11 protein-coding genes are annotated in these 16,152 nt (G+C 40.4%); 7 read left to right on the top strand and 4 right to left on the bottom strand.

Features of this window, described 5'->3' with window-relative positions; all coding sequences use genetic code 11:
• Positions 1–17: 17 nt before the first annotated feature.
• Entirely contained in the window at positions 18–1,040 is a 1,023-nt protein-coding gene (locus tag ACE1CI_RS18100; RefSeq protein ID WP_413265131.1) for a M23 family metallopeptidase, read from the bottom strand.
• 214 nt (positions 1,041–1,254) lie between these two features.
• Here ACE1CI_RS18100 and ACE1CI_RS18095 point away from each other — a divergent pair, with 214 nt between their 5' ends.
• Entirely contained in the window at positions 1,255–3,816 is a 2,562-nt protein-coding gene (locus ACE1CI_RS18095; RefSeq protein WP_413265132.1) for a sigma 54-interacting transcriptional regulator, read from the top strand.
• Positions 3,817–4,059: 243 nt separating this feature from the next.
• Positions 4,060–8,169 carry a TIR domain-containing protein gene (locus tag ACE1CI_RS18090; protein ID WP_496615548.1) on the top strand — a complete coding sequence of 1,370 codons (4,110 nt, stop codon included), beginning with the start codon at positions 4,060–4,062 and terminating at the stop codon, positions 8,167–8,169.
• A 291-nt stretch (positions 8,170–8,460) separates the two neighbouring features.
• Here the strand turns inward: ACE1CI_RS18090 and ACE1CI_RS18085 are convergent, their stop codons facing one another.
• Positions 8,461–9,240 carry an HAD-IIB family hydrolase gene (locus ACE1CI_RS18085; protein WP_496615547.1) on the bottom strand — a complete coding sequence of 260 codons (780 nt, stop codon included), beginning with the start codon at positions 9,238–9,240 and terminating at the stop codon, positions 8,461–8,463.
• Positions 9,241–9,426: 186 nt separating this feature from the next.
• Complete coding sequence (gene hcp / locus ACE1CI_RS18080; protein WP_413265135.1) at positions 9,427–11,064, bottom strand: hydroxylamine reductase; 1,638 nt, start codon at positions 11,062–11,064, stop codon at positions 9,427–9,429.
• A gap of 94 nt (positions 11,065–11,158) precedes the next feature.
• Here hcp and ACE1CI_RS18075 point away from each other — a divergent pair, with 94 nt between their 5' ends.
• The gene (locus tag ACE1CI_RS18075) at positions 11,159–11,863 is read left to right on the top strand and encodes a Crp/Fnr family transcriptional regulator (RefSeq protein ID WP_413265136.1); all 705 of its coding nucleotides are present in this window, start codon (positions 11,159–11,161) and stop codon (positions 11,861–11,863) included.
• A 97-nt stretch (positions 11,864–11,960) separates the two neighbouring features.
• Positions 11,961–13,079: a phosphodiester glycosidase family protein gene (locus ACE1CI_RS18070; RefSeq protein WP_413265137.1), complete on the top strand. Its 1,119-nt coding sequence runs from the start codon at positions 11,961–11,963 to the stop codon at positions 13,077–13,079.
• A gap of 40 nt (positions 13,080–13,119) precedes the next feature.
• On the opposite strand, the gene ACE1CI_RS18065 is transcribed toward ACE1CI_RS18070, so the two are convergent.
• The gene (locus ACE1CI_RS18065; RefSeq protein ID WP_413265138.1) at positions 13,120–13,476 is read right to left on the bottom strand and encodes an Hpt domain-containing protein; all 357 of its coding nucleotides are present in this window, start codon (positions 13,474–13,476) and stop codon (positions 13,120–13,122) included.
• Between the two features lie 622 nt (positions 13,477–14,098).
• On the opposite strand from ACE1CI_RS18065, the gene ACE1CI_RS18060 reads away from it, so the two are divergent.
• From ACE1CI_RS18060 to ACE1CI_RS18050, 3 genes are all read left to right on the top strand, one after another.
• Complete coding sequence (locus ACE1CI_RS18060) at positions 14,099–14,527, top strand: response regulator (RefSeq protein WP_413265139.1); 429 nt, start codon at positions 14,099–14,101, stop codon at positions 14,525–14,527.
• Positions 14,528–14,809: 282 nt separating this feature from the next.
• Entirely contained in the window at positions 14,810–15,046 is a 237-nt protein-coding gene (locus tag ACE1CI_RS18055; RefSeq protein ID WP_413265140.1) for a hypothetical protein, read from the top strand.
• A 56-nt stretch (positions 15,047–15,102) separates the two neighbouring features.
• Entirely contained in the window at positions 15,103–16,152 is a 1,050-nt protein-coding gene (locus ACE1CI_RS18050; RefSeq protein ID WP_413265141.1) for an SDR family oxidoreductase, read from the top strand.

The following is a 16,152-nucleotide window of genomic DNA, read 5'->3' as shown; positions in this document are numbered from 1 at the left end:
CTTACTTTTCCATTATCTCAGCGCAACTGCACTTGTCTGATGCTTTCAATCAATACTTTATTACCTCTTAGCAGGCGATACTCTCCACGCCAAACGCCGGGAATTAAAGGTTGATTGGCAGAGTTCCTCTTACCAACGTAACTCAACCAAACGCGATTAGTTGATTTTAGTGGTTGTTTGCGATCGATCAACACTTTACCATCAGGTGCTATCAGCCGAAACTGTTCTTCATCCCCCTGACGTACTCCAAAAGCTTGCACCCAAAACAATAATGCCGGATCATTTTTAGCTAAGGTTGTTTCTGCCAACTGTCCTTGCCAAATTTCTGCCATTGTTGGTTGTTTGGTAGCAAAACCTGTGCGAATCAAACCTGTAGGAACATATTCTAAAGGTTGTTGCCACAAAGATTGACGCGCCACGTTACAACCTTGAGTACTACCAGTACCAACAAAAGGGTCTACAACTTTATCCTGATAGCGAACTGTTAAATGGACGTGAGGAAAAGAAGCTAAACCCGATTCTCCCACCATACCTAAAACTGCACCCGATGCCACAGATGTATTTGGTTTGACGGCAATGCTACCTTTACGAAGATGACAATACTGACTTTGCCAACCGTTACTATGATCTATAATTACGCCGTTACCGCATTCTATACCTTGAACTCTGCTTTTGTCCGTTTGGTCTGCTACCCGAATATCAGGAACTCCGTCGCGTACTCGTAAGACTTTCCCGGAAGCAACTGCTTTGACTGCTACACCTTTTGCCATTGCCCGTTCGTCTGGAATCGCAAAATCTGTGCCATTATGAGTGTCGTAGGTAAGTTGACCACAAGCAAAATCTATGGCTGCGGAACTGGGGTCACGGTCTAAATAGTGCATAATAAAGCAGTCTTTACCTAATGTACAGTCGATCGGCAAAGCAAGTTTAAAACTGTTTCCGGCTGATTGTGCTGAACTGACATTTGGTTGTTTACTTAGGGCAAGAATTACTGTGAGGAGAAAACCCAAAGTTGTTATAGCTAAAAAAGTTTTTTTCATGACTTTATGGGGGATTGGGGATTGGGGACTGGGGACTTGGGACTGGGTGAGTTTTGAATTCTTCTCCCCTCTGCTTTCTGCCTTTTATTAACTGCTGCGACTGAAGAAAATTGCCGCTAAAACAATTAGACTTAAAAGTGTTAGGGGAACCCAAAGATCGATTATTTGTTGAGACATAGTTTTAAATTAAAAAGCTTTGCTGGGAGTAGATTTTATGAGATATCCAGAGAGAGTGATATGGTTGGAGGAACGTACAGAATTAGGTGTTTTATCTGAAAATGCGTTGGCAGCGATCGCAGAAGTTTTAGAAGAAAAGGTGATTCCGGCGCAGACTCGTTTTATACAAGAAAATACTACACCTGATGGTCTTTATATTTTAAAACAAGGGAGGCTAGAGGGCGATCGCATTAATCAAACTAATTCGGTTTGGGCGATTAGTTTACTTCCCGGTGCCATAATTCATTTACAAGAACTACTATTCGGGCAGTTAACTCAAAGGACTATTATAGCTTTGAGTGAATGTGAGTTATGGTTTATTCCAGCTCAAAAATTTCAGGAGTTATTAGCTGCATATCCCGAAATTAGCCAAGCTTTTACCCCGAAATTAGCGATGGAATTGGTGCAGCTTTCTTCGCAGTTAACTTATGAGCAAGAACGTCAAACAATTTTACGTCCTTATTTAATCACAAAGGCTAAACGTGGGGTTGTGGGAAGAAGTCGTTATGCGGAAAGGTTGCGCCAACAAATTAAACAAGCAGCTAATGATATGGGTTCGGTTTTAATTTTCGGTGAACCAGGTTTAGAAAAAGATAATATTGCCGCTTTAATTCATTTTGGTTCGGCTCAAAGACGGGAACCAATGATTAAGTTAGATTGTAGCACTTTACAAGCCAGTGGGGTAGATTTGTTTGGTCGGGCTGGCGGTAAACCGGGATTAATTGAATGGTTGGGAAGGGGAACTTTACTGCTTAACAATATTCAAGAGATCCCCCAAGCATTAATTCCGAAAATTGCTCATTTATTGGAAACTAAAACATTCACGCCTGTAGGTGTTCAGGAATTAGAAACAGCCACTTTAGAAATAGAGTGTCAGGCTAAAATTGTGATGATTTCGGAAAGGACATTGCCAACTATCGATCGCTTAGTCAAGCATTTAATTAAAGTTCCTCCTTTGCGAGTCAGAAAAGCGGATATTAGTGACCAAGTAGAATATTATATGCGGTTATTTAGCCGCGCTAAAGGTATTCCGAACCCGGAAATTACAGAGGAAGCTTTACGCAGGTTACAGTCTTATGATTTTCCGGGAAATTTGCGGGAATTAGAGAGTTTGGTGCAAAGAGCGATCGTGCAATCTCCCGGCACCAAAGTATTAACAGAAGAAGTGTTTTGGTCAGCCCAAACTAAGAAGAAAGCATTTCGAGTTAATCTATTAAATGCTTATCCTTGGTTAAGGCAATTTTTACGTAGTTCTTGGTGGCCCGATCGCATAAATTATTGGTTTACTTTTAGCTTTTTCGCCTTTGTTGTAGCTATCCTATTTCTAGCCCCCCAAAATCGTCAAGAAAACTTTGCTTTAAACTTATTTTGGGCTTGGTGGTGGCCTTTAATATTAATAGGATTTCCCTTTGTCGGACGCTTGTGGTGCGCGGTTTGTCCCTTCATGATTTATGGAGAAATTACCCAAAAATTATCCTTATGGTTATGGCCTAGACAACTAAAACGTTGGCCTAGACAGTCAGCAGAAAAATGGGGAGGTTGGTTTTTATTTGGCTTATTTGCCTTAATTTTCTTGTGGGAAGAACTCTGGAATTTAGAAAATACTGCTTATCTTTCCGCTTGTTTACTGTTATTAATTACAGCCGGAGCGATGATATTTTCTGCTATTTTTGAACGAAGATTTTGGTGTCGCTATCTTTGTCCGATCGGGGGAATGAATGGCTTATTTGCTAAACTGTCAATGACCGAATTACGAGCGCAACAAGGAACTTGTTCGGCAGAATGTACTACTTATCAATGTTATAAAGGTGGGCCGCAAAAAGGAGAAGGTTTAGCGACAAATGGCTGTCCTTTATATTCCCATCCGGCACAATTAGAAGATAACAAAGATTGTGTTTTGTGCATGACTTGTTTAAAAGCTTGTCCTCATCGTTCCGTAGAATTCAATTTGCGTCCTCCCGGAATTGAACTTTGGACAACTCACACTCCTCACACCTATGAAGTAGCTTTGTTAATGTTGTTATTAGGTGGTGTTTTTCTGCATCGTTTACCGGAGATAAATGTTTGGTTGGGATTAAATTTAGATTTAACTCAATTTTGGACTCATTTAGGATTTTCATTAGCAGCATTACTCCTACCAGTATTAGTTACCTTTGTTGCTTATGGGTGGATCAAGTTGGTGATTTGGTGGAGTGTATCGAGGACGCAAAACTTTATTAAACCTCGCTCTTTTATAGAGTTAGCTTACGGTTATTTACCGTTAGTTTTAGGGGCAAATTTAGCCCATTATTTGCGGTTAGGTTTAGGGGAAGCTGGACGCATTTTGCCAGTGAGTTTAGCAACTTTTGGTTTGCATGGTGAAGGTTTACCTATAATAGTTGCTCATCCAGCTGTGATCGCTTTTTTACAAGGAGTGACGTTGATATTTTCGGTGATTTGTTCGGTAATATTAACCCAAAAAATTGCCCGTCAATCTTTTAAATGTTTGTTTCCTCAACATCTAGCTACTCTGGTTTTGTGTGTTGCGTTATGGGTGATTATTGTTAACTCTGTTATTTAAGTGACTTAGGTATTGACAAATTAACCTAAATGTGGATTTGCCGTCGAAATCAGGCGATGCCTACGGCGGTTCAAGGTTGCGCGATCGCTGACAAAGGAATAAAATTTAATTATATCTAGATAAATCTATCTAGCGAGGGATGCTCTTATCAATTGCTTTTTGAAAAATAATAAGTTTTGTCTGTAAAAATCCCTCGACTCACAGCGATTAAATCAAGTCGTTCGTTAGCAATGGGAATCTACCATGAATAAATTTCAGGATGTTTTCATCTCCTACGGTCGAGCCGATAGCAAAGCTTTTGCCAAAAAACTCAACTCTCGCCTAGTAGAGCAAGGATTAGAAGTTTGGTTTGATTTTGACGACATTCCCCTGGGGGTAGATTATCAAAACCAGATTGATGACGGTATTGAAAAGGCAGATAACTTCCTGTTCATCATTGCACCACACTCGATCAACTCTCCCTACTGCCTCAAAGAGATTGAATTAGCACTCAAGCGCAAAAAACGGATCGTTCCCCTACTGCACGTAGAGCTTCTTAGCAAAGAAACCTGGCAACAAAGGTTTCCATTTGGCACAGAACAAGAATGGGAAGTTTACAAGGCGCAGGGGAAACATTCTAGCTTTGCGAATATGCACCCAGAGATTGGCAAAATTAACTGGGTTTACCTTCGGGAAAATATTGATGATTTTGAACCAACTTTTCAGGGATTACTTGCCATCTTAGAGAGACAGAAGCTCTACGTGCATCAGCACACAGTTTTGTTAGCGAAAGCATTGGAATGGGAGCGTCATCAAAAGCAGTCACAATATTTGTTAATTGGTGAAGAACGGGAAGAGGCTGAACAATGGTTGAAGGAAAGATTTAAGGAGGAGCAAGCTCCCTGCACCCCCTCAGAACTCCATTGCGAATATATTACCGAAAGTATCAAGAATGCCAACAACTTGATGACTCAAGTGTTTATCTCTTATGCCGATGAAGATCGGGCAATAATGGAGAAGATTCGCAATAGTTTACGGCGAGAAAGTATTACCGTTTGGACTAATAAAACTGATATTCAAACTGGGGAAGCATTTGACGAAGCGATTAAGCGAGGGATTGAACAAGCGGATAACTTGGTGTTTTTGCTGTCGCCAGATGCGGTTAAATCGAGTTATTGTCAGCGAGAATTGGACTTAGCTGTGTCGCTGAATAAGCGAATTATACCTGTATTGGTGAGCCAAACTGATCCGGATCAGGTGCCGATCGCACTACATTCATTGCAGTATATTAACCTGACCGACAATGTATTGGAAGACGATTATCTACTTGATGAAAGCCAACTATTAAAAATTCTGCATGAGGACGCAGCGTACTATAACGAACATAAGGTTTTGCTAACCAAAGCGCTCAAGTGGAAGCGACAAAACGAAAATCCCAGCATTCTGCTACGCGGCTATAATTTGCGGAGTGCCGAGACATGGCTAAAAGTAGCACAAAAAAGAACGCAGCATCGACCCATAGAGTTACAAGAAGAATTCATTACTCAAAGTCTGCAACAACCGCCTTTAGAGTCGATCGATATATTTATCTCTTATTCCCGTGCGGATTCAGACTTTGCCCGAAAGCTGAATGATACCTTACAAATGCAGGGGAAAACTACTTGGTTTGACCAAGAAAGTATTGCTTCGGGGAGTGATTTTCAGCAAGAGATTTATCGGGGAATTAAAGCTTGTGACAACTTTTTGTTTATTCTTTCGCCCCGTTCTGTGAACTCGCCTTATTGTAAGGATGAAGTCGAGTATGCAGCTTCGTTGAATAAACGCTTTGTAACGGTGTTGCATCGAGAGGTAAATCCGGGTGATTTGCATCCAGAGTTAGCTAAGGTGCAGTGGATTGATTTTAATCAGAATGAGCGGGATTTTAATGCTAATTTTAACCAGTTGCTCAGAAGCCTGGATACTGACCGAGAGTACGTCCATAGTCATACTAAATGGTTGCACAGGGCGATCGAATGGCAGGAGAAAGATCGAAGCGCTGATTTGCTGTTGCGGGGGAAAGAGTTTGCTGCTGCCCAAAACTGGTTAAAAACGGCTTTAGCCCAAAACAAACAGCCTGTCCCTACAGGTTTACAGCAGACATTTATCGATGAAAGTTATAAAGCTATCATCGCAGCCCAGGAAGCTGAAAAAAACAGACAAGCATTGTTGCGTTTGCAGAAAATGTTCCTCGGTGCTGTAAGTATGGGATTTGCCATTGCCACGGTGTTGGGAGGGATTTCTTTCTATCAGTCTATAAAAGCCAGCCAACTCCAGAATAAAGCAAACGAAGCCGAAGTTAAGGCACTGGCTAGATATTCGGATGCGCTCTTTGCTTCCAATAAAAGATTAGATGCTCTGCTAGTAGCACTTAAGGCGAAGGGATTACTACAAAATCTCAAAGGGGCAAGCACTGAGCTTACACAAGAGGTTGACGGTGTACTTCAGAAGACCGTGTTTGGGTCGAGACAATATCATCGCTTCTCTGGGCATCAGGCAACGGTGTTTACTGTTGCCGTTAGCCCCGATGGTCAAATGATAGCTTCCGGTAGTGATGATAATACAGTCAAACTCTGGAATCGGGATGGCAAACTCCTGAAGACTCTTACTGACCATAAGGATTCAGTCTACTCGGTAGCCTTTAGCCCGGATGGGAAACTGATGGCCTCAGCGAGTGTGGACAAAACTATCAAACTGTGGCGGAGAGACGGAACTTTGCTCAAAACCTTGACTGGACATCAAGATAGGGTCAAAGCAGTCGCTTTCAGCCGGGACGGTAAACTGATTGCTTCAGGCAGTGACGATCGAACAGTGAAACTGTGGCAGCCAGATGGCACCTTAGTCAAAACTTTGAAAGGACATAGTGATAAGGTACAAGCAGTCGCCTTCAGCCCGAACGGTAAACTAATTGTTTCAGGCAGCGACGATCGAACAGTGAAACTGTGGCAGCCAGATGGCACCTTAGTCAAAACCTTGACTGGACACCAAAAACAGGTCAAAGCCGTTGCCTTCAGCCCAGACGGTCAGTGGATTGCTTCTGCTAGCGATGATAATACGATTAGACTGTGGAAGTCAGATGGTACTTTCGTGAAAACCTTTGATGGACATTCCGATCAAGTAACAGGAGTGGTTTTCAGCCCTGATAGTCAAACCATTGCCTCTGCCAGTTGGGATGGAACTGTGAAACAGTGGAACCTGGATGGCACTTTGCTGGCAACTCTGTTCGGACATGGTGATAAGGTCACAGATGTAGCGTTTAGTCCTGATGGTCAAACGATTGTTTCAGCTAGCGAAGACAAAACGCTCGCACTCTGGAAGTGTGAGACACCCTTCGTGAAGATTCTCTTTGGGCATCAAAAACCCGTAAACGCAGTTGCTTTCAGTCCTGATAGAGACAAGGAAAAGCGGTTAATTGCTTCTGCCAGTGACGACCAGACTGTAAAACTGTGGCAGTCAAACGGTAGATTGCTAGTGACCATTCCCCAAACTGACAAAGTTAATGATGTATCGTTTAGCCCGGATGGTCAAACTATTGTCACAGGGAGTCGAGACAAAAAAATCACGCTTTGGAACCGAGATGGGATTCGGTTACAAAAACCGATCTTTGACGCTGACCAGGTAAATCAGGTGTTATTTAGCCCAGATGGTCAAGTGATTGCCTCGGCAAGCGACGACAAAACTGTTAAACTTTGGCGGCGAGATGGGACACGGCTAAAAGTTCTAAAAGGACATACCGATAAAGTCACAACCATTGCCTTTAGTGCAGATGGTAAGCTAATTGCCAGTGGAAGTGCCGACAATAGCATCAAGTTATGGAATCGCAACGGTCATTTGCTGCGAAATCTGACAGTGCATAACGGTTCGGTTATTAACAATATGTCATTTAGTCCTGATGGTAAGCTGATTGCCTCTGGTAGCGCCGACAACTTTGTTGCACTCTGGAAACTGGATGGGATTTCGCCGACTTTTCTGTTCAGACAGAAACACAATGAGTCGGTGAATGCAGTTGTTTTTAGCCCAGATGGTAAGACAATTGCCTCAGCAAGTGCTGATAAAACCGTCAAGCTTTGGAATCGGAATGGCAAACTGCTGAATACTTTTTACGTTCATACCGATGAGGTCAATGATATTGCTTTTAGTCAAGATAGTCAGACTGTTGCTTCTGCCAGTAGTGATAACACAGTAATGCTGTGGAATGTCAATAAAGTTGTACTGCCGTCAGAAGACTTACAGATATACGGATGCGATTTGCTGCGGGATTATCTGCGGACGAATACAGAGAAAAAGTTAGACGAGAGCGATAAGCATATCTGCGACGGTATCGGTACTCAAAAGTAGCAGGAGTAGGAGCATAAGCATTTGTTTACGTTCCGGGGAAAAGGGAAAAGGTAGAAAAAAAATCCTTCCCCTTTCTTACATCTTGCAGCAGTCGCAAAATCCGCTTGGGAATCAATTCCCACCGCGAGTAGCGAAAGTCCTCCTAACAGACAAATTGTTTCTTTCATCGCTAACGGGCATTCCCGCCCGTGAACCGCTCTAAAGAGGACTAAAATATTTTAGGACTTACGCACTAAAACTATCTATGGTGGAACGGTGCGTTACGTTAGCACTAACGCACCCTACGAATAGTTAATGCGATCGCACTTGCAAAACCAATTCTGCTAATTCCCGAAACCCTTCTCCTTCTTCTAAGGAAGTGACGTAAGCAGGTAAAAACTTTAATTTGTCTTTGTAATGTAAGATATTTGCCACACCAACAGAAAAGGGAAACAAACTGCGATCGAACAAAGTTTCATCATTAGGACTATCGCCAACGGTAATCAAATTTTCTGTGGTTATTTCCGGGAAATAACTATTTAATACTTGCAGTAAACTTGTCGCTTTTGTTTGATTTTCAGGTTTAATATGACATTGTACTGTACTATAAGTAAAACCCCAACCTTTTGCCCGACAAAGTTGTTCTATTTGCTGTAAGTCCGCAGTTGTCAACTCTTGGACATCAAATGTCCAGTCAGTGAGTCGGAAAGGGTTATCTGTAGATTCTTCTATTTGGGGAAAGTGGGATTTTAAATAGTCAAAGGTGGCAGCTAGTTGTTGACGGTGAGTAGTTAGATCGGGAATAGGGGTTAAAAGTTTTGGTTGTTCGCTGTTGGTTGGGAAAAATACGCCGCCATTTTCTGCGATCGCACCTGTCACAGGTAAATAGCTTTTTAAACCTTGTACCCAACCTGCCGATCGACCCGTAATTAATAATACAGAAATTTTTGCCTCAGCTAGACTTTCTAAACTCTTGAGTAAAGATGAGGTAAATTTCCCATGACTGGTTAAAGTCCCATCCATATCAGTAGCAATTAAACTAATATTTTTTGCAGCAAACAAAGCTTGGAAAGAAATGGGAATTAAGGACATACAAGAAAATAATTAAAGTTGCTCATTTCTGTATTTTCAGTGACGATTGTAACGTGCTAAGAACCACAAAGTAAAGCGTTCCCCAAAAATCAACCAAGTTGGAGATCTAAGTAAATTAAAAGGCTACAAAAAAATGTAGGTTGGATTAAATATTTACCCAACCTACATTTAAAGATAAGATGAGAGTTAACTTAGACAGGCTGCCAAATCTTCATCGGGGGTTGTAATCGGTTTCAAGTTGTATTTTTCTGAGAGTAACTTGAAGACATTTGGAGAGATAAACGCTGGTAATGTTGGGCCTAAGCGAATATCTTTAATTCCCAGATAAAGTAAAGTGAGTAAAATCGCTACAGCCTTTTGTTCGTACCAAGAAAGAATCATCGACAAAGGTAACTGATTCACTTCTACATTAAAGGCATTTGCTAACGCTAAAGCAATTTGAATTGCTGAGTAAGCGTCGTTACATTGACCTACATCCATTAACCGAGGTAAACCGCCTATATCTCCTAAATCTTTGTCGAAGAAACGGAACTTACCACAAGCCAAAGTTAATACTACACAATCATTTGGCACTTTTTCTACTAATTCGCTGTAGTAGTTTCTTCCTGATTTGGCACCATCACAACCACCGACTAAGAAGAAGTGGCGAATTTTGCCTTGTTTAACTGCATCAATTACGTCACCAGCTACACCTAAGACTGCATTTCTGGCAAAGCCTGTCATGACTTCTTTAGCTGCAACATCTTCAGTAAATCCGGGCATTGCTAAAGCTTTTTCAATTACTAAATTGAAGTTGCTATCGGTGAGGTGAATTAATCCGGGCCAACCGACTGGGCCAAGGGTATAAACACGGTCTTTGTAGTTATCATGAGGCGGCATGAGACAGTTGGTTGTCATCACGATCGGTCCAGGAAATGCCGGAAATTCTTTAGTTTGATTTTGCCAAGCCGTGCCATAATGACCGTACAAATGAGGGTAGGTTTGTTTTAATTTGGGATAGGCATGGGCGGGCAACATTTCGCCGTGAGTGTAGATATAAATTCCGGTATTTTCTGTTTGTTTGAGGAGATGTTCTAGTTGTTTAAGGTCATGTCCTGAAACTAAAATTGCTTTGCCTTTTTTCGCACCTAAAGGCACCGGGGTAGGAACGGGATGTCCATAAGTGTTGGTGTTACCTGCGTCGAGAAGTTCCATTGTTCGCAGGTTAATTTCTCCTAGTTTTAAAGCTATATTTACCCAATCTTCTAAGGTTTTTTCGTTGCTTCCAAGGGCTGCTAAGGCTTCATGGCAGAAGGCATAAACGCGATCGTCTTCTTGACCAAGTTCGGCAGCATGATAAGCGTAAGCAGCAATGCCTTTTAATCCATAAAGTGTGGTGAGTTTTAAGGAGAAAATATCAACGTTTTTGGCAGAAGAACTGATAAATTCATATTCAATATCTTTGCCTTGTTGGACTAGTTCGCTAACCGTTTTGGCGGGCTGAAATTCAGCAAGAGTTGACCATTCAATATGTTTGCAACTGGTGAAGAATGTTCGGGCTTTTAATTCATCTCGCAATGCGATCGCTTTATGAATATAATTAACAAAGTCGTTGGGATCAAAGTTGACGTTTGTCAGGGTAGAAAAGAGGGTTTCACAAGTAAAGAAATCTGCTTCTTTATCGATGATACCAAAGGTGCGTGCTGCGATCGCTACTTCTCCCAATCCCCGCAAACAATGCACTAATAAATCTTGTAAAGCATCAACTTCTGGGTTTTTGCCACAAGCACCCCATTGATAGCATCCTTCTCCTTTGGTGGTTTGTTCACATTGGTTGCAATACATAATCTTGTTCCTGTTTCTCTCATCTACCCTCAGAATAGGAGAAGCTAAAAAAGATAACCTTGACTTAAGTCAAAAGATTGAGGAATCAGAAAATATGGCAAGCAAGGACAACCAGAAAAAGGTTGATTTACAAGAGTTTTTGGGCAATAGTCAAATGTTTTTTGGCTTGCCAACAGATGAGGTTGATGCTTTGTTAAGTATTGCTCAACAGCAAACTTACCAAAAAGGTGAGACAATTTTCTGGGAAGGTGATGCCGGAACGGGGTTTTTTTTGGTAATCTCTGGCAAGGTGAAGGTTTTTAAGATTTCCCCAGAAGGTAAAGAACAAATTTTACAAGTGTTCGGTGTTCATGAACATTTTGCCGAAGTACCAGCTTTTGATGGTCAAGCTTTTCCCGCTTCTGCTGCGGCTTTGGAGAAAACTGAACTGTTGTTTTTTCCCCGCACTACTTTTTTAGAACTGATGAAAACTCATCCGAGTTTAGCAGTTAATTTGTTGAAGGTGTTCGCCCGCCATTTACGCAGATTTGCTAAGGTTATTGAAGACCTTTCTTTAAGAGAAGTACCGGGGAGATTGGCGGCTTATTTATTGTATTTGAGCGATCGCACTGGCAACCAAGAAGAAGTAGAATTAGATTTAACTAAAGGACAATTAGCCGCTTTGTTGGGTACGATTCCCGAAACTTTATCACGGGTATTTGCTAAACTCAGCCAGGAGGAAATTATTAACTTGAATGGTTCAACTGTTAAATTATTGGATTTACAGCGGTTAAAACTTTTAGGTGGCGCTAGGGAGTAATTGTTAAGATTTTTTGAACCCAAGTAGATTCTACCGATAAGTGGGAAATTTGAAGTGTAGTCTTAATTTGTTTTAAATTTACTTTTTTACTATCAGTATGCCTAAATCTAAACCAGCTAGTGGTTGCCGTAAAATGTTACGGCGCACTTTTTTATTTATCATAGTTTTTGCTGCGACTCAAGTTTTAGCTGAATATTTTTCGATTCCCAAGAACCGCGATAATTTCTTCACATTAATGGGAGAATTATGGCAAAAACTGCTAGCTTTAAGAGCGAAATATCAACCAGATGCAACTCCTGAACTGCCAAATACACCAGTAGCTAAAACTACTCCTTCTTGGCAACCAAAAGTTACTAACTCGCCATCTCCAGAACCAGAAAAACCAGTAAAAACTCCTGAATTTAAGCTTTCTAATCAAAAAGGTAAGCCCGTACAAATCAGACAAAAAACTATTTCAGGTGTTAGTTTTTATCAAACAGTTATTGACTTGACAGACCCGGAAACTTTTATTACTATTGGATTGGCTAATAATGCCGATATTGCTAATAATTATAAAGTTACTAAAGGGGATGAACCTTTTAAGAATTTAGTAGATAGACAGCAGGCTGCGATCGTCACTAATGGCACTTTTTTCGGCAAGGATAACCAAAAAGCGGTGCTGGGTAACATGGTAGCTGGGGGAAAATTTGTTAAATATAGCCGTTGGGAAAATTACGGCACTACTTTGGGAATTAAAGCGGGAAATGAATTAGAAATGGTTACTGCTAGAACGGAAAGAAAGCCTAATTGGACAGAACATTGGTTTTCTTTAACTTGTGGACCAAGATTAGTTAAAGAAGGAAAAGTTTCGCTTTCTCCGCTTTCGGAAGGGTTTAAAGATTCTCATGTTTTGGGTGTAGGTTCTCGTTGCGCGATCGGATTTCCTGAATCGAGAAAACAGTTATATTTAGTGACTTTTTTAACTAGTTTATCTTTACAAAAAGAAGCGGAAATTATGCAAGCGATCGGTTGTGTAGAAGCGATGAATTTAGATGGTGGTGCTTCTGTCGCTTTGGCGCACAAAGGGAGAATTTTAGTTTCTCCGGGACGTAATTTAACTAATGTAATCGCGGTTTACGATACCAATTATCCAGCACCAGAAGAGTTAAAAATGTCTTGGTTACGCTTTCAAGAAGGCGATCGTCCTTCACCTGCAACAGCTGATTTTTCGGATTGATTGTAAGTAATTTATTGGTAAAGTTATTTAGGGCATTTGCTTAATTTGAAAAATAAGTTTCTGCGAATTGTCGTGCTTTTTGTAAGTAATTTTCTATTTCATTAAGCAATTGATTAGCTTCTGAAAGATTACGTTGATTGGCTTGTTTTTGTAATTCTGCGGCTACAATAGACATTTTTGCTATACCTACGTTAGCACTAGAGCCTTTTAGTTGATGGGCTTTGTGTTCTATAGTGGGAAAATCTTGATTGGCGATCGCCTCTTTCAATGCGGCAATATCTCCCTGGGCAGCTGGGAAAAATATTTCTAAAAGACGCTTTTGTACGGCTACTTTTCCCCTGGTAACTGCTTGCAAGCGCTGCAAGTTTATCGGCAATTCTTCATCTTGTGGTAACACTTCTAGAGGCTTTATAGGTAAAATTTATTCTAATTTTACCTGAATAGTGATTAAATTTATGTTATAAAAATATTTAATTTTAGCTATAATTACTATTTATACTAATTTTTTTAACACTTTTTTAAGATTTAATACTTGTAGATTTAGTATATTTGTCATCCATCTATAGATATGAATTCCAATCAAGCTGAACTTTAAAACTGCAAATACTTTGGGCGGTGAACTCAATCAACATTTTCTGTAACAAACTTGGGAAGGATCTTGTTCCCGTAATACAAAAACTACAGCAAAGTAGATGGGTTTTTCTCCCCGTATTTCCGAATGCAATATTAGTACTAATGGCACAAAATGATCAGCATACATCACTTTTGTTTTGCTTAACTAATTTTCTGTTTGTCAATGAAGGGAAAATTTTAGCTTTTTGTAGTAGAATAATCGCAGGAAAGTAATAAAGATTACTAAAGGCTGATTTAAGCTATGAACTTGATTTGACGATCGTTCTCTGCCTATTCTCTCTCTGCTAGAATTAAATATCGTTTCTCTGGGAACAGAAAACTAAGGCAAAAGTTGAATTGCAACATTCACTGTTAGATTACTACTTACGCGATATGGAGAAATAAGAATGAGCGAACCAATAGAAGATTCTCTAATCTTCTCTGCTGATTCCGTAAACCTTGCTGGATTAAAAGTTTTGGTTGTAGATGACGATCCCGACTCTAGAGATTTAGTGGCATTCTTGTTAGAAGAATACGGCATGGAAGTAATTGTGGTAGCCTCAGCATTAGAAGTATTAAAAACTTTAGCCAGCGCTCAACCAGATATCCTTTTATGTGATATCGGAATGCCGGATATGGATGGTTATATGTTGATGCGTCAAATTCGCTCCTTGCCCCCAGAACAAGGGGGACAAATTCCAGCGATCGCACTCACCGCTTATGCTGGAGAGTCTAACCAAAAACAAGCATTAAAAGCTGGATTTCAATGGCATTTAGCTAAACCAGTAGAACCAATGGATGTAATTTCTGTAATTGTTGAACTTACCAAAAAGTAAACAATTATTTGCTTTAATTTTCCAGGTTCACATTGAATTAATTATTAATCCTATGATACCAACATTATTCATATTGAACTCGTTCTATAGATAGAAACATAAATTCTTCTTCAGATAGAGGTTTAGGTTAAGTAGGATTGTTAAGTTTTACTAAGAACAATAAATCCTGTGTCTCGCTGGGTTAATTAAACATAACAGCGAGTAAGTTTTTTTTGTGCAATTACAGCTTTTAGTTCGATTAAGGAACTTGTTAATTAATCACTAATAGCAGGGAATGGGTAGATGAAAGAATATCAATTTCACGACGAATATACTCTGTCAGAAAAAGCTGAAGAATTAGCTAAAAAAGCTGTGAAGTTAGGCATAATACCCAGCTTTTTAATGCGTTGCTTTCCAGATAGTAGGCAATTTTATATTCCCAACGAACAGGAAGGCGAACCATTGACTCCAGAAAGAGCATATTTGCAATTAAAAAAGATGATTGAATCGCATCAATCAGCATTTTCTGAATCCAAATAGAGCGAAGAGGCGCGATCGCCTTCCCTAACCACAAACATAAATAAGGAGTAGCATTAATGCAGCTAAAACCAATTAATGAACAGGTAGTTGCGATCGTCGGTGCTTCCAGTGGAATTGGACGCGAAACAGCGATTAGATTTGCGAAAAAAGGAGCAAAAGTAGTAGTTTCTGCACGAAGTCAACCAGGTTTAGAATCGTTAGTTTCTGAGATTAAAACTTTTGGCGGAGATGCGATTTCTGTAATTGCTGATGTGGCGGATTTTGGGCAAGTAAAAGCGATCGCCGAGCGAGCAGTAGAACAATACGGCAGACTTGATACTTGGGTACATCTTTCTGCTACGGGAGTTATTGCGCCATTTGATGAAATTACCCCCGAAGAATTCAAGCGAGTAATTGATGTTAACCTCACCGGACAAGCTTACGGTGCAATGGCAGCATTACCCCATTTAAAACGTGAAGGAAGAGGCGCATTAATTCATGTTTCTTCAGTAGAAGGTAGGCGCAGTCTTCCCCTACAAAGTCCTTATTCAGCATCAAAACATGGAGTTGAAGGATTCCTCGATTCTCTGCGTTTAGAACTAATTCACAAAGGAATTCCCATCAGCGTTACTAACATTTTACCTTCAACAATCAACACTCCTTATTACAACAAAGTTCGCACCAAAATAGGAGTCAAACCTACAGGAGTACCACCTTATTATCAACCCGGTTTAGTTGCTGATGCAATCCTCTACACTGCGGAACATCCCACCCGTGATTTTATTGTCGGTGATTCGGGAAAAGTCTTAGATTTTTTACATCGAATTTCCCCACAATTAACAGATACAATTTTGCTGTTAATTGCCTTTCAAGGACAACGCACCAATGAAGCAAAATCGGAAGATGCACCAAACAATGTTTTTGAGGCTATTCCTAACGGAAACTACGACACAGTAAGGGGAGATTTCGATCAGTTAGCAATTCCTAGTTTCACTGATTGGATCGATAAAAATCCTCCGGTTAAATACGCTTTAGGTTTAGCCGCCCTTGCTGTAGGTTTTACTGTTTTAGGAGGTGCAACAATACTCTCAGCAATGGCAGCCGAAATCTCAAAAATCACCGAGTAA

Origin of the sequence: Floridaenema flaviceps BLCC-F50, from assembly GCF_041929275.2 — a bacterium.
Lineage (GTDB): Bacteria > Cyanobacteriota > Cyanobacteriia > Cyanobacteriales > Aerosakkonemataceae > Floridanema > Floridanema flaviceps.
This window is presented reverse-complemented; position numbering and strand designations above follow the sequence as displayed.